At 69.6% G+C, this 18,169-nt stretch carries 19 protein-coding genes and 5 pseudogenes; 15 read left to right on the forward strand and 9 right to left on the reverse strand.

Annotated features, from left to right (window positions below; all coding sequences use genetic code 11):
* The 3 genes and pseudogenes from ADL12_RS56315 to ADL12_RS10130 all read left to right on the forward strand — a co-directional run.
* Nucleotides 1-194, forward strand: a pseudogene (locus ADL12_RS56315) (peptidase M20); the annotation flags it as partial.
* Between the two features lie 248 nt (nt 195-442).
* Nucleotides 443-688, forward strand: a complete 246-nt coding sequence (locus tag ADL12_RS10125; RefSeq protein ID WP_062700760.1) for a hypothetical protein — start codon at nt 443-445, stop codon at nt 686-688.
* Nucleotides 689-767: 79 nt separating this feature from the next.
* Nucleotides 768-1,340, forward strand: a complete 573-nt coding sequence (locus ADL12_RS10130) for a hypothetical protein (RefSeq protein ID WP_062700762.1) — start codon at nt 768-770, stop codon at nt 1,338-1,340.
* Here the strand turns inward: ADL12_RS10130 and ADL12_RS10135 are convergent.
* The 6 genes from ADL12_RS10135 to ADL12_RS10160 form a co-directional block, all read right to left on the reverse strand.
* Entirely contained in the window at nt 1,337-1,960 is a 624-nt protein-coding gene (locus ADL12_RS10135) for a CGNR zinc finger domain-containing protein (protein WP_062700781.1), read from the reverse strand. The genes ADL12_RS10130 and ADL12_RS10135 overlap by 4 nt on opposite strands.
* 117 nt (nt 1,961-2,077) lie before the next feature.
* On the reverse strand, nt 2,078-3,178 hold the full coding sequence (locus ADL12_RS10140; protein ID WP_062700764.1) for an ABC transporter ATP-binding protein: 1,101 nt from the start codon (nt 3,176-3,178) through the stop codon (nt 2,078-2,080).
* Nucleotides 3,175-3,990 (reverse strand): molybdate ABC transporter permease subunit, encoded by an 816-nt coding sequence (gene modB / locus ADL12_RS10145; RefSeq protein ID WP_062700782.1) that lies wholly within the window; start codon nt 3,988-3,990, stop codon nt 3,175-3,177. The genes ADL12_RS10140 and modB overlap by 4 nt, the downstream gene beginning before the upstream one ends.
* A 77-nt stretch (nt 3,991-4,067) precedes the next feature.
* Nucleotides 4,068-4,895 (reverse strand): molybdate ABC transporter substrate-binding protein, encoded by an 828-nt coding sequence (gene modA / locus ADL12_RS10150; RefSeq protein ID WP_062700766.1) that lies wholly within the window; start codon nt 4,893-4,895, stop codon nt 4,068-4,070.
* A 336-nt stretch (nt 4,896-5,231) separates the two neighbouring features.
* Nucleotides 5,232-5,627: a TOBE domain-containing protein gene (locus ADL12_RS10155; RefSeq protein ID WP_062700768.1), complete on the reverse strand. Its 396-nt coding sequence runs from the start codon at nt 5,625-5,627 to the stop codon at nt 5,232-5,234.
* Between the two features lie 550 nt (nt 5,628-6,177).
* A complete protein-coding gene (locus ADL12_RS10160) occupies nt 6,178-6,786 on the reverse strand; it encodes a TetR/AcrR family transcriptional regulator (RefSeq protein WP_244187859.1) in 609 nt (202 codons plus the stop codon).
* Nucleotides 6,787-6,912: 126 nt separating this feature from the next.
* Here ADL12_RS10160 and ADL12_RS10165 point away from each other — a divergent pair, with 126 nt between their 5' ends.
* From ADL12_RS10165 to ADL12_RS10185, 6 genes and pseudogenes are all read left to right on the forward strand, one after another.
* Complete coding sequence (locus tag ADL12_RS10165; RefSeq protein WP_062700784.1) at nt 6,913-7,674, forward strand: SDR family NAD(P)-dependent oxidoreductase; 762 nt, start codon at nt 6,913-6,915, stop codon at nt 7,672-7,674.
* Between the two features lie 321 nt (nt 7,675-7,995).
* Complete coding sequence (locus ADL12_RS54920; RefSeq protein ID WP_167364398.1) at nt 7,996-8,142, forward strand: hypothetical protein; 147 nt, start codon at nt 7,996-7,998, stop codon at nt 8,140-8,142.
* Between the two features lie 91 nt (nt 8,143-8,233).
* A complete protein-coding gene (locus tag ADL12_RS10170; protein ID WP_244187860.1) occupies nt 8,234-9,685 on the forward strand; it encodes an asparagine synthase-related protein in 1,452 nt (483 codons plus the stop codon).
* Nucleotides 9,682-10,431, forward strand: coding sequence for a class I SAM-dependent methyltransferase (locus ADL12_RS10175; RefSeq protein ID WP_062700772.1), 750 nt, complete (start codon nt 9,682-9,684; stop codon nt 10,429-10,431). Before ADL12_RS10170 ends, ADL12_RS10175 begins: the two co-directional genes overlap by 4 nt.
* Nucleotides 10,432-10,659: 228 nt before the next feature.
* Complete coding sequence (locus tag ADL12_RS10180; RefSeq protein ID WP_062700774.1) at nt 10,660-11,349, forward strand: YdcF family protein; 690 nt, start codon at nt 10,660-10,662, stop codon at nt 11,347-11,349.
* A 32-nt stretch (nt 11,350-11,381) separates the two neighbouring features.
* Nucleotides 11,382-12,140, forward strand: a pseudogene (locus ADL12_RS10185) (WbqC family protein).
* 107 nt (nt 12,141-12,247) lie between these two features.
* On the opposite strand, the gene ADL12_RS10190 reads toward ADL12_RS10185, so the two are convergent.
* The gene (locus ADL12_RS10190) at nt 12,248-12,685 is read right to left on the reverse strand and encodes a MarR family winged helix-turn-helix transcriptional regulator (protein ID WP_244187861.1); all 438 of its coding nucleotides are present in this window, start codon (nt 12,683-12,685) and stop codon (nt 12,248-12,250) included.
* Nucleotides 12,686-12,923: 238 nt separating this feature from the next.
* Between ADL12_RS10190 and ADL12_RS10195 the strand changes: the two genes are divergently transcribed.
* The 5 genes and pseudogenes from ADL12_RS10195 to ADL12_RS56325 all read left to right on the forward strand — a co-directional run.
* Nucleotides 12,924-13,727, forward strand: a complete 804-nt coding sequence (locus ADL12_RS10195) for an SDR family NAD(P)-dependent oxidoreductase (RefSeq protein ID WP_279617136.1) — start codon at nt 12,924-12,926, stop codon at nt 13,725-13,727.
* 91 nt (nt 13,728-13,818) lie between these two features.
* Nucleotides 13,819-14,460 carry an FMN-dependent NADH-azoreductase gene (locus tag ADL12_RS10200; RefSeq protein WP_062700776.1) on the forward strand — a complete coding sequence of 214 codons (642 nt, stop codon included), beginning with the start codon at nt 13,819-13,821 and terminating at the stop codon, nt 14,458-14,460.
* An 8-nt stretch (nt 14,461-14,468) separates the two neighbouring features.
* Nucleotides 14,469-14,666, forward strand: coding sequence for an alpha/beta fold hydrolase (locus ADL12_RS10205; protein ID WP_062700778.1), 198 nt, complete (start codon nt 14,469-14,471; stop codon nt 14,664-14,666).
* 64 nt (nt 14,667-14,730) lie between these two features.
* Entirely contained in the window at nt 14,731-14,955 is a 225-nt protein-coding gene (locus tag ADL12_RS55505) for a hypothetical protein (protein ID WP_208614510.1), read from the forward strand.
* 412 nt (nt 14,956-15,367) lie between these two features.
* Nucleotides 15,368-15,550: pseudogene (locus ADL12_RS56325) on the forward strand (flavoprotein); the annotation flags it as partial.
* Between the two features lie 9 nt (nt 15,551-15,559).
* Here ADL12_RS56325 and ADL12_RS10215 read toward each other — a convergent pair.
* A pseudogene (locus ADL12_RS10215) lies at nt 15,560-16,867 on the reverse strand (mobilization protein); the annotation flags it as partial.
* Between ADL12_RS10215 and ADL12_RS10220 the strand changes: the two are divergent.
* A pseudogene (locus tag ADL12_RS10220) lies at nt 16,816-17,247 on the forward strand (site-specific integrase); the annotation flags it as partial. The pseudogenes ADL12_RS10215 and ADL12_RS10220 sit on opposite strands and share 52 nt — an antisense overlap.
* Nucleotides 17,248-17,314: 67 nt before the next feature.
* Here ADL12_RS10220 and ADL12_RS10225 read toward each other — a convergent pair.
* Nucleotides 17,315-17,956: a hypothetical protein gene (locus tag ADL12_RS10225; protein WP_208614512.1), complete on the reverse strand. Its 642-nt coding sequence runs from the start codon at nt 17,954-17,956 to the stop codon at nt 17,315-17,317.
* Nucleotides 17,957-18,169 lie beyond the last annotated feature (213 nt).

The following is an 18,169-nucleotide window of genomic DNA, read 5'->3' on the forward strand; positions in this document are numbered from 1 at the left end:
GGCTGGGGGAGTGCGGGGCGCCGTACGGGAGTGATCTGCGGTTGTACGCCGGGGCGGGGATACCGACGTTGCAGTTCGGACCGGGGGACATCCGGGTGGCGCACAGTGCGCGGGAGCGGGTGTCGGTGGCCGAAGTGGTGGGGGTGGCGCGGACGTTGGCGGTGACGGTGTTGCGGGCGGTCGGGACCAAGTGAGCAAGAATCACGGCGAGGTACGCGTCCGAGTACTCCGCGTAGAGGTCGGCCAGCTGGGCCGCGAAGGCGGTGAAGAGCGGCGCGAACCGCTCCTCCATGCCCGGATCGGCCTCGACGTTGACCCGCCTGCCGTCCTGTGGGTCCTTCACTCTGCGGACCTCCTTGGCCCGCCTCGACTCCTGCGCACTGCTCGACACCGCCGCGCTCACGCGGGTGAGTGGGCAAGCCCGGACGGCGACAATGCCTTCGTGCAACTGCAGTTCACCCGGGACAACCAGCTGGAGGACGACGGGCGGCCGACGCCCATCACCGGAACGACGACATACCTCGCACCGGACGAAGAGGGCGACCGCAGCTGCGTCGCCTACGCACCGCACCGTACGTACACCAACTCCGTCGGCGACCGCGGCGGCGGCGCTGACGGCCACCGCCCTGAAGAGCATCGCCGGGCAACTGCCCCGGTGACACTCGGGTGCGTTACTCACCGTGCGTGATTCATTGCCGAATGTTTGGCTGGCGCCGAGGGGCGCCGCCCTGGGCACCCTCTCCCGAAGCAAGGAGAGAAGCGCAAGCATGAAGATCGCGAAGAGTTGCGTGACGCGTACGGCCGCTCCGGTTCTGGTCGCCGGTGTGTCGCTGGCCGCGTTCGCCGTACCCGCTGTCCCCGCCGTCGCGCAGGAAGCGCCGGGCTCCGTGGTGGACCGGGTCGACGGCACTGTCCGGATCCTCGCCTTCCAGAACGTGGCGAACCGTATGAGAGTCAGCGTCGCCGTCGACGGGGCTCTGAGGGGGCATCTGATCGTCGAAGACGACGCGGACATCCTCCCGCGCCCGGGCTGCACGGCGGTGCCCGGCACCGGCGGCACCGCCGCCGACTGCGGCCTCGCCGCCGGCGTCACCCGTATCAACGCGGCGCTGGGCAACTACGGGGACAGCTTCTTCTCCACGGCCCCCATCAACACCGTCATCAACGCCGGAACCGGCGGCGACTTCGTCCGTACCGGCGGCGGCAACGACACGATCGACCTTCGCGACGGCGTGATCGGCAACGACGCGGCGGACTGCGACGGCGGCGGCAACGACACAGTGGTCGCCAACCTCCGCGACCTGATCGCCGCGAACTGCGAGCGGCGGGTGAGGGTCTAGCCGGTTCGGTCCGTCGTGGGCCGCGTGCGCCGGGCGTACGCGCGGGCCGCGCGGGCGCGGTCGCCGCAGCGGGTGGAACACCAGTGGCGGCGGCCGTGCCGGAGCAGGTAGCGGTTGCAGGGGGCGGAGCCGCAGGCCGTGAGGCGTTCGGCGGCGGGGGACGTGAGCAGGTCGGCGGCGTCGGCGGCGAGGGTCGCCAGGGCGTGGTCGACGATCTCGGTGGTGGGGTGCGGGGCCGCGCGGTAGGGGCCGTTCTTCTCGTCCCACTGGAGGAGCGGGGCCGTGGGCACCCTGGTCAGCGCGTCGTTCACGGCGGCCAGGGCGGCGGGGAGAGGGGGCAGCGCCTCGACCCGCGACGCGAACAGCGCCCGGATCTGTTCCCGCAGCGAGCGCAGCTGCGCGGCGCACATGTCCCGCATACCGGCGTCGACCGGGGCGAGGCCACGGTCGGTGAGCCACCGGTTCGCCGCGGCCGGGGTGCCGAGGAGGTCGACGAACTGCCCGCCCGGCACCGCGATGACACTGTTGACGAGGGCCAGCGACGGGTACTGCTCGGCACCCGGTGCGGGCGGCAGCGGGGGCTCGACCGTCACGGTCTCCTCGGTCGCGGTCTCCTTCACGGCACTCACGATACGGCCCGCCCTGTCATGGGGGGTCACCGCAAGATCTTCGTGAGCGGGTCGATCACCACCGGACGGACCCGGACGCACACCTCGTCCCTGCCTCCACGAGGTGAGTCAGGCGGGATACGCGTGTGTCTGGGCCGCCTTGACCGTCGCCCAGACCGTGCCGCCCGGGCGGAGGTCGAGTTCGGCGGCGGCGACCGTGGTGAGGTCGGCGGCCAGGGGGAGTTCGCCGGTGAGGGCGGCGCGGATCTGGTCGCCGTGGGTTTCCAGGCCGGCCACCTCGCAGCGCCAGAGGTTGCGGGCACTGGAGCCGGTGGGTCGGTCGCGGTGGAGGGTGACCGCGCTGGGCGGGAAGGCCACGAAGGCCGGGCCGGTGAGAGCCTCCGTGGTCGTGATCGTGACGGCGGGGGCGCCGTCCAGGCGGACCGTGTGTCCCTCGGCCTGCCCCCGGTAGAGGTTGAGGCCGACCAGGTGGGCGATGTAGTCGGTGCGCGGGTGGCGGGCGATGTCGGCAGGGGTGCCCTCCTGGACGATGCGGCCGTCCTCGATGACGACGAGATGGTCGGCCAGGACCATGGCGTCCAGGGGATCGTGCGTGACGAGTACGGCGACCGCCTCGAAGTCCGCCAGATGGTGCCGGAGTTGGGCGCGTACGTCGAGGCGGGTGCGGGCGTCGAGGGCGGCGAGGGGTTCGTCGAGGAGGAGCAGACGGGGGTGGGTGGCCAGGGCGCGGGCGAGGGCGACGCGCTGGGCCTGGCCGCCGGAGAGGCGGCGCGGCTTGGCACCGGCGTGGGCGGCGAGACTCATCCGCTCCAGCCACTCGGCGGCCTGGGCGCGAGCCTGCGCCTTGGTGGCGCCGTGGCAGCGCGGCCCGAAGGCCACGTTGTCCAGCGCGGTCAGGTGAGGGAAGAGCAGGTAGTCCTGGAAGACGACGCCGACCGGGCGGGACTCCGGCGGCGTGCGGTCCAACTCCGCACCGTCCAGCCGTAGATGACCGTCGGTGAGCGGGACGAGGCCGGCGAGGGCGCGCAGGGCGGTCGTCTTGCCGGCGCCGTTCGGGCCGAGGAGCGCAACCACGTCACCGGGGGACGCGGTCAGCGCCACGTCGAGGCGGAAGGAGCCGCGCTCGACCACCAGCCGGGCGTCGAGGCCCTCACCGGCCCGGCCGGGTGCGCCGACGGTGTCCTGGGCGGTCTTCTCGATGCCGGTCATGAGGCGGTCATCCAGCGATCACGCAGTCCCGCCAGGACCGCGACGGACACGGCCAGCAGGACGAGGCTGAGGGCGATCGCGGCCTCCGGGTCGCTCTGCAACGCCAGGTACACGGCGAGCGGCATGGTCTGCGTACGCCCGGGGAAGTTGCCGGCGAAGGTGATGGTCGCGCCGAACTCGCCGAGCGCCCGGGCCCAGGCCAGTACGGCACCGGCCGCGATGCCGGGCGCGATGAGCGGCAGCGTGACCCGGCGGAACGCGGTGAAGCGGGAGGCGCCCAGGGTGGTGGCGGCCTCCTCGTAGCGCGGGTCGGCGGCCCGCAGGGTGCCCTCCACGCTGATCACGAGGAACGGCATGGCGACGAACGCCTCCGCCACGACCACACCCGCCGTCGTGAAGGGCAACGTCACCCCGAACCAGTCGTCCAGCCACCGCCCCACCACCCCGTTGCGGCCGAGCGCCATCAGCAGCGCCACACCGCCCACCACCGGCGGCAGCACGAGCGGGAGCGTGACGAGGGCCCGTACGAGACCACGCCCCCGGAACTCCACCCGGGCCAGCAGCCAGGCCAGCGGCACCCCGATCACCAGGCTCACCACGGTCGCCGCCGTCGCGCAGACCAGCGACAACTGGAGCGCCTGCCACACCTCCGTGCTGGTCAGCAGGTCCGGCATGCTCCGCCACGGGGCCCGGATCAGCAGCGCCACGAGCGGGAGGACCAGGAACGCCAGGCCGATCAGCGCGGGCAGGAGGAGCGGCAGCGGGGCGCCCCCGCGGAGGCGGACGCGGCGGCGCCGCCGGCCACCGGTCAGGGTGTCCGCGGCGCCGGCCTTGTCCGGGGAGGGACGGGACGGGGAGGGACGGGACGGTGAGGGGGAGGACGGGGAAGTCACGGCTTGAGGAACCCGGCCGCGTTCAGGACCTTCTGGCCCTCGGCGGACCGCACCAGCGCCATGAACGCCTCGGCGGCCTCGGCGTTCGGCGCGTCCTTGAGCAGGGTGATCGGGTAGTCGTTGATGGCGTCGGCCGACTCGGGGAAGTCCACGCCCTCCACCTTGTCACCCGCGGCCTGCACATCGGTCTTGTAGACGACCGCGGCGTCGGCCTCCTTCAGCACCACCTTGTTGAGGGCGGCCTTGACGTCCTCCTCGTAGGAGACCGGGGTGAGCTTCAACTTGCTTGCGTCCAGGGCCTTGTGGGCCGCGGCGCCGCACGGCACCGCCTCGTCGCACAGCACGACCTTCAGGTCGGAGTCGGTGAGGTCCTTCAGCGAGGCGACCTTGTCGGGGTTGCCGGGCAGAGTGGCGATCTCCAGCTGGTTGCGCACGAAGGTGGCCGGCGTGCCGGAGGCGTTCCCGGCCTCGGTGACGATCTTCATCGTCTTGGGGCTGGCCGAGGCGAACACGTCCGCCGGGGCGCCGCCGGTGATGCTCGCGGCGAGCGCGTCACTGCCGCCGAAGCTGAAGGTCACCTCAGTGCCCGGGTGCGCCTTCTCGAACTCCTTGCCCAGCGTCGTGAAGCTCTCCTTCAGCGAGGCGGCGGCGAAGACGGTCACCTCTCCGGACAACTTGCCCGAGGCGGACGCCGACGGCGAGGAGTCCGACTTGGCCGACGAGGAGTCGTCCGAGGACGAGCAGGCGCTCAGTGCCAGCAGGGCTACGACACCTGCGCCGGTCACCTGCAGCGTCCGACGGGTTCGGCGCACGGATCGGGTCATCACGGGTCCACTCCCTCTGGTCCTGAACGGACTCCCTCTGGTCCTCAGCGGACTCGGCTGCATGCGCAGATCATACTTCCGCAAGTGCGAGGGGAAAGTCTCCTGTCGCATCGCATGAGCCGGATCATCCATCGGCTGGCATGGCATGTGCGTTTGTACGGGACGGGCCTTCGGTACGGTCACTGGTGGCGCATGCGAAGGCGACCTGTGCCTGGTGCCGGGGCCAGGCGAGAAGGTCGGGCACCGTCAGCCGGGCCGGGCGGGCCAGACCGCCGGCGTGTACTCGTACTCGTACTCGGTCACCCAGGGGGCCGTGGAGACGCCCGTCCGGACCGTTCAGACGCGGTCGATGTGCACGTTCGTCGACTTCACCCGGGCGGTGGCCTCCATGCCGACCTCCAGCCCCAACTCCTCCACGGCCTCCCGCGTGAGCAGCGACACCAGTCGATGCGGACCGGCCTGGATCTCCACCTGCGCCGCCACGTCACCGAGCTTGATCGCGGTGACGATGCCGGGGAACGCGTTGCGGACCGATGTGTAGGAGGCGTCTTCCTCCCCACTCCCGCCCTTGGCGAGCTCCACGGAGAAGGCGGCAAGATCCTTGCCGTCGATGAGCCGCTTGCCACCCTCGTCGCGATGGGTCGCCACCCGGCCCGCGTCCGCCCATCTCCGCGCGGTGTCCGGACTCACGCCGAGCAGTCGCGCCGCCTGGCCGATCGTGTATGACTGCATGGGCGACAAGATAGGCCAGGAGTACGGCGGTGAGGCCTACCGGGCAGGGGAGGAGACGCGGGACGCGGGCCGGACGGCGGGGACGGTGGCGGCCCCCGCTCTCCTGCCGCACCTGCGCCAGCAGCCCCGCTTCCAGCAGCCGGTCGCACTGTGCGTACACCTGCGCGTGCGGCACCGACCAGAACTGCGCCACGGTCAGGAGGTCGTCAACCGCACGTCAGTCATGGGGGGACCGTATCGCCAGGGATACGACGGCGGCATACGGCAGCGGGCCACGGTCGGCGACCGTCGGGTGAGAGACCCCACAAGCGGGTCGATCGGTGGCGCGCGGGCGCCGAGCGGGCTATCTTCGAGAGGTAGAGCGACCGGTCTTCCTACCTCTTCAGGAACGGCCATTCGGCCGCGTGGTCAGGGCTGCCTTCGGGCGAAGAACGGCCACTGGCCCCCGGTGTACGTCGAACAGAGATCAAAAGGTTCCATGAAACCAATCCGCGCCCCGGCCTGGCCGGGGCCCCGCACAAGGCCGCTGTTTTGCGCGGCCCAGCCGGGGTCAGCTCCCGGAGCGAATGAGCCGGACCGCGTCCAGCAGGGTCTTGTGGGCGGCCGTCGAGTCGTCCAGGTAACCGGCGGCCATCGCGCCGTCGTACAGCATCAGCAGGGCACCGGCGGCCGACTCCGGCTCGGCGTGACCGACCCCGGTGAGCAGTTCCTGGAAGAGGGTGCGGATCCAGTCCCGGTGGGACGCCACCAGACTCCGCACCGGATGGTCGGCGTCCGGGTACTCGGCGGCCGCGTTCAGGAACGGCGATCCGCGAAAGCCGCGCTCGCGGGCGTGCTCGGCGATCGCCTCGAAGATCAGGTCGATCGCCTCCGCGGGCGGGTGCCCGGCGGCCAGCGGTTCGGCCACCCCCTTGTAGTAGGCGTCCTTGGTCAGCAGATAGGCCACGACCAGGTCGTCCTTGGCGGCGAAGTGCCGGTAGAAGGTCGCCTTCGTCACCCCGGCCTCGGCGATCAGCCGCTCCACGCCGATCGCGCGGACACCCTCGTAATAGAACAGGCGTGACGCGGCCCGGACCAGGCGTTCGCGGGGCGGCAGCTCTCCCTCCTCCTTGGTCCGTTGACGCGTGGTGTCGGTGGTCTTCTGCCCGCTGATGCTCACTTCCCCATTGTGCCTTCGGCCTGGCCTTGAGCGGCCCGCCCCCCGTACGGCCCCCATGAGGAGGGCCGCCCCCCCTGTCACGTACGGCCCGCAGCAACGTGGCCGTTCTCGAAAGGCTTGAACACCATGACTCGTCGTCTCGAAGGAACCGTCGCTCTGGTCACCGGGGCCTCCAGCGGCATCGGCCACGCCACCGCCCTGGAGCTGGCCCGCGAGGGCGCCTCCGTGGCCCTGGTCGGTCGGCGCGAGGACCGGCTCACCGACCTCGCCGCGCAGATCACGGGCGTCGGCGGAAAGGCCCTGGTCGTGCCCGCCGACATCACCACCGCCGAGGCCGCCGCGGAGGCGGTCGAGCGGACCGTCGACGGTTTGGGCTGCCTGGACACCCTGGTCAACAACGCCGGCCTCATGCTGCTCGGCCCCACCCCCGGCGCGGACCTGAACGACTGGCGGCGCATGATCGACATCAACCTCATGGGCCTGATGTACACCGCCCACGCGGCCGTCCCCCACCTGGTCAAGGCCGCCGCCGACAAGCCGCGCCAGGTCGCCGACATCGTCAACATCAGCTCCCTGAACGGCCGTCAGGCCTACCCCATGATGGCCGTGTACAGCGCCAGCAAGTTCGGCGTCAACGCCTTCAGCGAGTCGCTGCGCCAGGAACTGGCACGCCAGCACGTCCGCGTGTCCGTCGTCGAGCCGGGCAGCGTCGACACCGAACTGCGCACGCACAACCCGGAACCCGTCCTGCAGGCACTCGCCGCCGGTCTGGGCGACATCGAGCGCCTCCAGAGCCAGGACATCGCCGACGCGGTCGGCTACATCGTCACCCGCCCCCGCCACGTGGCCGTCGCCGAACTGCTCGTACGTCCGACCGAGCAGGTCTGACCACCGAGCCGGCAGGGCCGGTCGCCGCGGTCGAGCGCCCGGCGTGCGGGGCGGCAACGTGGCCCGCGAGGCGGCGGCGCTCCCGCCGGAACTGGGGCGCCATATGGCGCCCCGCACCCGCGGCCTTCGTCCTCCACGCCCGTAGTCCTCGCCCATCCCCTTTCCTCGACTCGGACGGCTGGTGCACCCGGAAGGTGGGCCGGCCACTACGAAGAGGCGTGGCCTGCCGCATTCGCCGGGCGTGGACTGCCGTGGAAGACCTGGCTGGTGTGCCAGGCGCGGTGGGCGGCCGCGACAGGAAGGGCGCCGGGCTGGGGGCCGATGAGCGGGCGGCCCGCGAGCGCTATGACGTGCTGGTGGGACGAACTGTTCACCGGCGACCTGGTCACCGGCGTCCCCAGCATGGACGCGGCGCTGCTCGACAAGATGCCGGGCGGCGGCGACAACAACGGCGACCACTGCAGCTGATCAGCCCGTGAGCGCGGTGGAGCAGGGCCAAGCGCCCTGCTCCACCGCCCCATGACTGAAGGGGAAGCAGGTGCTTTCGTTTCGTTTGCGGTTGACCGACACCCGGAGCACAGCCTGGCGCTGGGACACAGACCGGTGGGCCAACGGGCAGAGCTGGATCAGGCCCGCTCACGCAGCCGTCCTGGACGCAGAACTCGTGCCGGGTGACGGAACCGGCGCCTGCGTGCTGGTGAGAGAGGACAAAGGCGGGGAGGTGGACTTCACGTCACTGCTCCTACGCCCCGACGAGGTCCAGGTCTCGGCGGGCGTGTTCGGCACCGCGCCGCTATACCTCGTAACAGTCGGAGAAGTCCTGTACGGCTCCTGGGGTTTGACCGACCTGCGGCCCCACCTGCGACCCGACCGACTCAATCCCCGGGCCGTGGCACGCACCCTGGGCCGACAACACCGCTACAGCGCCGACACTCTCTTCGATGGGGTGTACCGGCTTACGGAACGCGCGACAGCCGTCTTTACGACTGCGGGACTCGCGATCCTTTACCCCGAGCCCGCCCAGCACGTGCTCGAACCCCGGAGGCTGCGGACGGGGGCTGACCCTGTAGACGCATCCGATGCGTTGCTGACCGAGATCCTGGGTGAGTGGCGTTCTACGGCGAACTGCGTCGGCGTGGAGCTGTCCGGCGGTGCCGACTCGGGCAACGTGTCTCTCTCAACCGCCGCAGCCGGCTTCGGCTCCGTCCACACGTTCGGTCTGCTCATGGGTGGCCGGATCGGCCGGCTCCAGCAAGACCGACGCCGCATGCTGGCGGATCACCTGGGCCTGCGGGACACCGCTGTCCCGGCCATGCAGTACCCGCCGTTCGTGCCTGGTGGAGTACGGGAGCAAGGGGCGCCGCACGACCCAGCAGGAGCCTTCTACCAGGAGGCCTTCGACGTAGTCCGTGGACACGTAGCCGCTCACGGCTGTGAGGTGATCTTCACGGGCGGCGGTGGGGACGAGGTCAATGCCTGCCACTCTCGTACGGACGCTGAACTTCCCGCAGCTGATCCCGTGCCGTGGCTCGGGGACAAGGCCATCGAGGCCCTGGCCCAGGTGGACGAGAACCTTGCCCCCATCCCAGTGCTCCCGGTACCCACGCTCATGGCCTTCGGCCTGCACAACCCGGCCTACTTGAGACTCGGAGTCTGGCCGGTCGCTCCGCTCGTCCACCCTCGAGTGGTCCGCTTCATGGAACAGCTGCCATACGAACACAAGCAGGGCGAGGCGATGTTCCGCAACCGACTGCGGCGCGCGGGACTACCCGAGTCCGTCGCGGCCCCGACCGAACCGGAGAATTTCCTCGCGGTCATGGAATCGGGCCTACGAAACTACGGCCTTTCGCTCCTGGACAACATGCTCCGCGAGTCGTTGCTGGTCGACCTTGGCTATGTTGATCCCGTCGCCCTTGCCCTGGCCCGGGACCACGCCGAGCGAGCCCCTGTGATGCCCGACCTGCTGTGCGACACACTCGCCCTGGAAGTCGGACTCCGGAGCCTTGCATGAGCAGCCTGGACATCGTGGAGGCACAACGCCTCGAAGCGTCCAACCTTTTCTACCGGGACCCTGCGATGTACGACGACGTGCAGGACGACAGCGACAGCGCAAGTGTCTGCCTGGGGCTCATCGACCGGTACTGCCCGGACGCCCGCACTCTGCTGGACTTCGGCTGCGGAACCGGCAGGGACCTGGAAGCACTGGCCCAGCGCTTCGACTGCATCGGCATTGATCTTCAACCTGGCCTGGTCGACTATGCGCGCCGCGCGCGCTCCGCCCTCGACATCCGGATTGGGGACATGCGCACCATCCGACTCGGGCACACCGCCGACGTCCTGGTGTGCCTGGGGAACTCGCTCGCCTACGTACACGACAACACTGACGTCCAGGCGACGTTCCAGACCTTTGCCGCGCACGCACACCGAGGCACGCTGCTCGTCGTGTGCTCGCCGGTAGCCCCGATCGAGTCCCCGAGCCCTCAACAGACCCGCGTCGAGACCCGCTTCGGGGCTGCCACCGTGACCATCAGCTACGAGTGGGATCTGCGGACGCAGATCAACACCATGCGGCGTGACTGGGCGTTCGACTCCGGAGATGAGTGCCACGATGCCATCCAGCGACGTGTTCTCGGTCCTCGCGAACTGGAGCTGTACGCGCTCTTCGCCCGCTTCGAGGTCCTGGAGATCGTGAACGAAACAGGCGCACTGCCTGTCTTGGGCCCAGGCGCCTACACCGTAGCTCGCTATCAAGGGTGAGGTGTCGGCATGCTGTCGCAGCACGGCGAGTTGGCTGACCAGGAGATGCGTAAGGGCACGAGTCCGATCCTGACGGCGAGGGCGCCGAAGGCTTCTCGCTCGGCGGGTCAATGGCGCGGATGTCCGCGAGTTGCTCGGCGCGGGACTTGATCAGGCGGCACAGGACCGCCACGACGGGCTGAGCCACCGGCTGCGCAGCATCGAGGGCATCCGAAAGGGCCAGCAGGGATGAGCAAGGGAGTGCCAGTGCCGAAGCACGAGCAGCGCCAGATGACCGACGAGCAGTTCCACGATGCGACGGTGATTTGGAACTACCACCAGATGGGTCACGAGCAGCGGCCCTGCTCGGCGGCGATCGGCCTGGGCAGCCACGACCTCGGCGTGGCCACCACGGCCGCCGACCTCTACCGCGCCGGCCTCTTCCCGGTCGTGGTGTTCAGCGGGGGCAACAGCCCGACCACCCGGGCCCGTTTCCCGCGTGGCGAGGCCGTGCACTACCGCGAGCACGCTCTGAGCCTGGGTGTGCCGGATGAGGCGATCCTGGTCGAGGCGGAGGCGGCGAACACCGGCCAGAACATCAGCTTCTCCCGCGAGCTGCTGGCCGGGGCCGGTATCGAGGTCAAGTCGCTGCTGCTGATCTCGAAGCCGTACATGGAGCGTCGCTCGTACGCGACCTGCCGCAAGTTGTGGCCGGAGGTCGAGGTTGTGTGTGCGTCCGAGCCGCCGGAGTTGGACGACTACATCAAGTCGATCGGCGACGAGAAGCTCGTTCTCGACATGCTCGTCGGCGACCTGCAACGGGTGATCGAGTACCCGAAGCTCGGGTTCGCTGTCGAGCAGGACGTACCGGGGGACGTGTATGACGCTTACGAGCGCCTTCTACATGGCGGATTCGACAGCCGCCTCATCAGTACCTGAGTCACCCGGCGTCGGGCCGCCAGGCGGGGTGTGTGCGATCCTCCCCCAGTCTCGGCTTCGCTCGACCGGGCGGTGCCCCCACGCCGAACCTGTTCCCGCGGCTGTCCACGCTGGCCAAACTGTACGCCGCCGACCGGTGGATCGTTCTCGGCGACGTCCAGTTCGCCCGGCGCGACTACCAGCACCGGGCCCGCCTTGCGGCACTGGACGAGCCCGTTCATCAGCAGTGGCTCATGCTTCCTGCGCATCTGCCCGATGGGCGCCCGACGCTGATCAGTCAGGCGCGGCTCGCCGACCCCGGCCGCTCCCGTCGCACCGTCAGTCTTTTGATTCGGCAGTACTAGGGCCGCAGCCGCCACTGGCCCGCGGTGCGTGAAGTCCTGGAGGCGGCTCTCGATGAGTTCGAGGCCACCGACCGTGTCTCTGACGTTGCCCGCGCGTCGACGGCCGCCCTGCTCACCGCGTTGGGCTGGAGTGGCGAGGTACTGGACAGCAGCGCGATTCCGACCCGAGAAGGCCGCTCGGAGCGACTCGCCGACCTCGCTGCGGCCACCAGCAGCACCCACTATCTCTGCGGCACGGGCGGCTGGCGCTACCTCGACACCCAGGCGTTCGACGCCCACGGCATCCAGGTGCGGTCCTTCCACACCCCTGTGGGCATGGGAGACCTGCTGTGGCGGTGGGCCCGCCAGACCAGCAGCCTCTGGGCGATGAGCAGCTTGGGGCCAACGGCCCTTGGGGAGAAGCTGATCGAACATCGACCGGCCGTTGCCCTGGGGGTTTCCGTGTGACTGAGCCGACCGCCCCGGAGAAGAAGCCTTTCCTGTACGTCGTCGTCTGTGCGTGCGGTATTGCCAATGTGCCTCACTGGCACTCCTCTCCAAAGAGGAGCAGCACCTCAGTCTCCGAGGGTGCCCCGCTGAGCGGTGAGCGCAACCCGGGTCAGGAGGTCTCGAAACTGGGCCCGCTGTTCTTCGCTCAACTCCACAAGCAGCCGTGCTTCAGCAGCCGCGACATCAGTTCGCATGCGCTGCAGTTGCGATCGGCCTTCGTCCGACAGGATCACGTGGCGAGCCCGCCGGTCCTGCGGATTCGGGCGTCGCGACAGCAGACCCTGCCCCTCCAGGTCGTCGAGAAGGTAGGTCATCACCGTTCGGTCGAGACCGACCTGGCCGGCCAGTTCGAGTTGCGTGGGGGGTTTGTCCCCGGCCTCGGCCAATGCCATGAGCACCAAGTAGGCGCGTGATCCTCCGGGCAGCGTCTCCGAGGCGTCGGCTGCAGCGCGCCGAAGCGCCCCCGAGATCATGCGAATGGCCCAAACCAGGTCGTTGTCCAAGGCAAGACACTTGGCGCTTTCGCTCGCTCGGCCGCGGGGTTCAGAGGACATCACATCACCGTAGCACCTTTCAGCATGGCGACAGATAGTCTTGTTTGCAGAACATCTTGCCGACATAGTGTTATGGGAGGCGGGGCGCTCTGGCTCCGCGATGGCGCAGCGGGTGGCAGGTCGCGGCCCGACTATGGCAAGGAGACGTGCCATGGCCGTCAGTAACGAGTTGACAGGGTGAAACGCCCTGGTCGCGGGGGCGACGTCGGGGATCGGGCGGGCGATCGCCGAGGGCCTGGCCCGACGAGGAGCGTCCGTCGTCCTGCACGGCAGGGACAGTAGCCGGGGCGACGCCGTTGTGCAGGCGATCCAGGGCGACGGTGGTGTCGCTCGCTTCGTGGCCGCCGACCTGGCGGATTCCGACCAGGTTCAGCAGCTGGCTGCGGACGCCGGCGACGTGGACATCCTGGTGCACAGCGCCGGCGTGTATGTGTTCGTCCCGACGACGCACACTGACGCCGCGAGTTTCGACCGGCAGATCGCCGTCAATATGCGGGCCCCGCTCCTGCTGGTAGCGGCCCTGGTGCCCGAAATGGCGCGCCGACGACACGGATCGATCGTCCTGATCGGGTCGGGCTCGGCGCGAACCCCGGCTGCGGTCGGTGCGGCGTACGGCGCTTCAGAGGCCGGCACCGAGATGCTCGCTCGCTACTGGGCGTCCGGGTTCGGTCCGTCGGGTGTGCGGGTCAACGCGGTCTCCCCGGGAGCCGTCCACACCGAGGGAACGGCCGCGATGCTCGGCGAACACACGGCCGTGCTCGATGGATCAAACGCGCGAGGGCGCGCCGGGGACCCGAACGAAATCGCCAATGCCGTCTGCTTCCTGCTCGGACCTGCAAGCAGCTACGTCAACAGTGCGGTCCTCGCTGCCGATGGCGGCGAGAGCAGCGCCAGATGGCGGTCCCGTTTATCGGGCCTCGCCCCTGACCTTGCCGTTTCGGGAGGCGGCGGCGAGGACTTGGTAGCCGCGGGGCCGCCGGGATGCGTGTGATGACGTGCCCGGCTCACTTTTTCTTGCAAGCAGATGTTCTGCTATACATACTATCTACATCACAGCAGAACTATGTCGGAGGTACCGCACCATGAACTTGTTCCGTCTCGACGCGAGCATCCGTACCGAAGGATCGGTGAGCCGCGCCCTCGCCGACACCGCCGAGCAGGCGTGGCTCGCCGAACACCCCGGCGCCGTCGTGACCCGGCGCGACCTCGGGGTCCAGCCGCTGCCCGGGGACGCGTGGACCGCGCTCGCCGGCGCCGTCGTCAACCCGTCCGCACCGGCCCCGGACGAAGCGCGCGAACTCCTCGACCGTCTCGGCGCGGAACTCCTCAACGCCGACGCGTTCCTGTTCGCGGTGCCGATGTACAACTGGAATGTCCCGGCACAGGTCAAGACCTGGCTCGACCTGATCCTGAATCACCCCCAGCTGGGGGTGCACGGCGACTGGCCGCTCAAGGGTAAGCCGGCGCTTCTGACGTTGAGCCGGGGCGGCGGTTACGGGCCCGGCACCCCGAAGGAGGGCTGGGACCACGCCACGCCCTACCTGCGCACGATCCTGGCCGACGTCTTCGGCCTCGACCTGCAGATCGCTGAGGCGGAGCTGACCCACGCGTTCTGGAACCCGGAGATGGCGCACCTGCGAGGGCTGGCCGAAGAGTCGATGAAAACGGGGCACGAGCAGGCCGCCGAGCACGGGCTGCGGATCGCCAAGCTGAGCAGGGCCTGACCGCGAGCGTGCGCGGCATCGAGGAGTGCCCACGCTGCTCGTGCACGGGCGACGACCGCGCCGCCCACTACGAGAACGCGCTGCGGTTGAGGGCGATGATTCCGTCCGCCCGGCTGTACCTCATCAACAACTGCGGCCACTGGGCGCAGATGGAACACCCCGAGGAGTTCAACCGCGTCGTGCACGAGTTCATCTCCGCACACTGACCCCCTCGGAACGGGCGGCCCGCACGATCGTGTGGGCCGCCCGTTCCTGCCGGAACCACGGGCGGTGTCCTGGAACCGACGGGGCGGTCCCGGCGTCAAGGCCACCCGGATCAAGGCCACTGACGCGCAGGCGGTGCTCGCCGCCGCCTACCTGGCCGACGTTTACAACGACCGCAGCGAGCTCCTGGTGGGCATCGACGTCCTGCTCGACGAACTCACGTACCACCCGAATCCGAAGCGGGTTCCCGCCTTCGAGCGGGCACTGGAATGCCTTGGGTATCACCTCTGATTCGAGGCCCAGCGACCGGAGCGCACCACCGGCAACGGGCCGGACGTCCTGTGGGCGATCGGGGAGTTGAAATACCTGGTTCTGAAAGCCAAGTCTGGGGCCACCTCCGACAAGATCTGGCGCAGTGACGTCGCGCAGCTGGCTCACTCCATGAGCTGGTTCCAGCAGACTTATGACCAGACCTGTACTGCCACCCTGGTACCGCTGCACCGTGTCAACACTCCGGAGAACAACGCCGTCGCCCCGCCTGGCACCCGCATCGTTACCGAGGACATGATGACGAAGCTGGGTGAGGCGCTGCGCAAGGCGACGCTCGCGCTCGCCGACGCCGACAACTGGGGTGATCCGAAAGTGGTGGCCGAGCTGCTCAGCGCCCACCGGCGTCTCGCCCAGGGCCTCGTCGAACGACGACGTCCTGCCGTACCTGAACTCGGCCCAGGCCACCCACCCTGCCTACCGCCGCAGTCTGGACTGGCTGCGAGAGATGGGTGTGCTGATCGGTTCGTACGAGCCGCACCGGCCGAAGGCCGGGGGCGGGGCGGACCGCTTCCGCTGGGAGGAAGCGCTGGAACTGCTCACTCCCAAGCTGTCCGCCCCGGCCCGATCAGCGCCGTCGTGCCGATTGCGGCGGAGATTGGACGGGCGGGGCAGGGTGTTGCCTGACGCTGCGAGCCCTCGCTACCTCGGCTCGTGGACCGGGCGCGTGGCGCTCGCCGAGGCGGCGGATGCGCCAAGTTAGTGCGCGGGCGGGGATGTGGGCGTCGTCCAGGGTGCGTTGGCCGAGCGCCTGGTCGAGGACGGTGGCTGCGTTGTGTCCTGCTGCTTCGGCCTCGGCGAGCACGGTGGCGAGTGCGTCCCAGGCGGGGTCGTGGAGGATGCGCTCGGCGTGTTCGGGGACTGTCTGCTGGAGGTGGCGGGCGAAGCGGCGTTTGGTCTGCGGGCTGGGTGCTCGGTTGACGAGACTGACCAGGACCGGCTCAGCGACCGGCGCGTACGCGACCTGCAAATGGAGGAGGGCCTGTTCTGCTGCGGCCTCCTGTTGTGCGTGCTGACGGACGCGGTGCCAGTGCATCGCGAACGCCACCGCGGTGAGCGCGGCATCCGGGAACATCGCGAATCCAGCCCCATCACCGTCCTGAGGGCGGTCACGCCAGATCGCCTGGACACTGCGGCGTAGGACGCGGGTGCTGTCGAAGTCGGCGGCGATGCGGGAGCGGGTGGCGCGCTCGAAGACGGCAGCGGCCTGTTTGAGTTCGGCCTTGACCGCGGCCGGTGCGGTGACGGGCAGGAGGTCCAGTGCGGCGCCGAGCGCGACCAGCTGTCCTTGGGCGGTGTGGTCGTCGCCGTGAGTGAGGTGGTGGGGGATGCGTTCGGTGGCGGCGGTGGCCTGGTGCCACGGATTGCCCGGCCGGACGGCGCCCGGCTCGGGGCTGGTGGTGGCGAGGGCGGAGCCGGAGTAGAAGACCAGCTTGCCCTTGTCGTTGGTGTCGTCGGGCAGGGCGAAGTTGCAGCCGAGCGCCTCGCCGGACGGGCCGCACTTGAGGCGCACGGTCACGCCGGTGGCCTCCAGCAGGGCGAAGAACTCGGCCTCGTCGGCCGCGGCGGCGACGGTGCGGCGGACCCGCAAGCGCAGTACATCGCGTGTGGCCGCTTCCTGGCCCAGGCGCTTGGCCTTGAAGTGCTCCTTGCTGGTGGGGCGTTTGGCTGCGGTGCCGTCGCCCGGCTTCAACCGCCGCAGCCCGTAGTCGACTTCGATCTGGCGGGCTTCGCGCTGGACGGCGCGTTGGTCGTAGTCGCGCTGGGGGCGGCGGCCGTCCTGACGGACGAGGGTGGCGGCGATGTGGATGTGGTCCTCGGCGTGACGGACGGCCACCCAGCGGCAGGCTTCCTCGCCGCCTTCGGGGGCGATACCGAAGTGTCTTCAACACGGGCGACTGGAAGCGCGCCCTGGCTGCGGCTGGCGTGATCCCTCCCCGCGAGCGCGGCGCGCGTTACCTCCAGGCGGCCCCGGAAGACGGCATGCACGCCCTCCGGTACGCGTACGCCTCCGTGCTCCTGGATGCAGGGGAGAGCATCAAGGCGCTCTCCGAGTACCTCGGCCACTCGGACCCGGGCTTCACGCTCCGGACGTACACGCACCTGTTGCCGTCCAGCGAGACCCGCACCCGTAAGGCAATCGACGACGCCTTCACGGAAGCCGAGGCGGAGGACGACGGCGAGCCGCCCGCTGCCCAGGGCACATCAGTGCCCCTAGCGAAACCAATGTGCCCTCAATGTGCCCTGGCCGCCTGACGGCCCCTCCCGGCACATGACAAAGGCGGGACCCGAAAGCCCCGCCCGCACCAAACGAAACCCCAGGTCACGGCCAAACCAGGCAGTACGGCTGATGCCCCGCCTCATGCAACCGATGACTGAAGTCCTGCCACTCGTGCAGCAGTTGGTACACGTTGAACGCATCCCGAGGCCCACCCCGGTCCGGCACCGTCGACCAGATGAAGGCGGCCGCGCCGACCGCTTCCTCTCCTATTCCACGGAGCGGGTCCACCACGGTCATCGGAAGCTTGACCACGGCGTAGTCGGGGTGCAGGACCACCAGCTCCAGCGGCGGCACCTTGTGCAGGGGGACGCCCTCGATGCCCGTCAGCACCATCGCGGCCATGGTCTCCGGCTTGATCTTGGTGAACATGCCGTTCATGCCGAGCTCGTCGCCGCCGAGTTCTTCGGGGCGCATCGAGATCGGGACGCGGGCCGCGGTCGCGCCGTCGGGCGCGCCGAAGTACTTGTACGTCACCCCCACCCGACCACCATTCCTGCTCGCCCTCAGCCGCTCCATGTGACGGTCGGCCCGCTCTGACTCGTTCGGTACACCCGGCATACCCGGTACTACGTGTCCCTGACGTGCTTCGTTCGAATCCTCCGCGTCGCGCCGGTGCCTTCCCCGCCGGGCACGTCGAGGACCCAGGTCATCAGTCCCCTCGCCCAGTCCGCCACCGCGATGCATATCTCCACCCGACTGCTTTTCTAGGACGCGTGACGCCCGCCGCGCAACCCGATCATCGTGTCAGTGACCTCCCCCACGGCCGCCCGCCGAAACGTGCGTTGAAACACCTGTCCGCAGGATCTTTTCAGTCCCCGACCACCACGCCCCGCATGAGCTGTGTGTATCACGTCCAGTCTCGCAGATCGCGGGGAGGGCACGGGGGGTGATCGGGAG

It is taken from the genome of Streptomyces regalis (assembly GCF_001509475.1).
Taxonomy (GTDB): domain Bacteria; phylum Actinomycetota; class Actinomycetes; order Streptomycetales; family Streptomycetaceae; genus Streptomyces; species Streptomyces regalis.

Excerpts from the sequence above, each read along its gene's own strand:
- ADL12_RS10130 (WP_062700762.1), top strand. The coding sequence starts at position 768 with ATGAAGATCGCGAAGAGTTGCGTGACGCGTACGGCCGCTCCGGTTCTG.
- ADL12_RS10140 (WP_062700764.1), bottom strand. The coding sequence starts at position 3,178 with ATGACCGGCATCGAGAAGACCGCCCAGGACACCGTCGGCGCACCCGGC.
- modA (WP_062700766.1), bottom strand. The coding sequence starts at position 4,895 with ATGACCCGATCCGTGCGCCGAACCCGTCGGACGCTGCAGGTGACCGGC.
- ADL12_RS10155 (WP_062700768.1), bottom strand. The coding sequence starts at position 5,627 with ATGCAGTCATACACGATCGGCCAGGCGGCGCGACTGCTCGGCGTGAGT.
- ADL12_RS10165 (WP_062700784.1), top strand. The coding sequence starts at position 6,913 with ATGACTCGTCGTCTCGAAGGAACCGTCGCTCTGGTCACCGGGGCCTCC.
- ADL12_RS54920 (WP_167364398.1), top strand. The coding sequence starts at position 7,996 with ATGAGCGGGCGGCCCGCGAGCGCTATGACGTGCTGGTGGGACGAACTG.
- ADL12_RS10175 (WP_062700772.1), top strand. The coding sequence starts at position 9,682 with ATGAGCAGCCTGGACATCGTGGAGGCACAACGCCTCGAAGCGTCCAAC.
- ADL12_RS10180 (WP_062700774.1), top strand. The coding sequence starts at position 10,660 with ATGAGCAAGGGAGTGCCAGTGCCGAAGCACGAGCAGCGCCAGATGACC.
- ADL12_RS10200 (WP_062700776.1), top strand. The coding sequence starts at position 13,819 with ATGAACTTGTTCCGTCTCGACGCGAGCATCCGTACCGAAGGATCGGTG.
- ADL12_RS10225 (WP_208614512.1), bottom strand. The coding sequence starts at position 17,956 with ATGCATCGCGGTGGCGGACTGGGCGAGGGGACTGATGACCTGGGTCCT.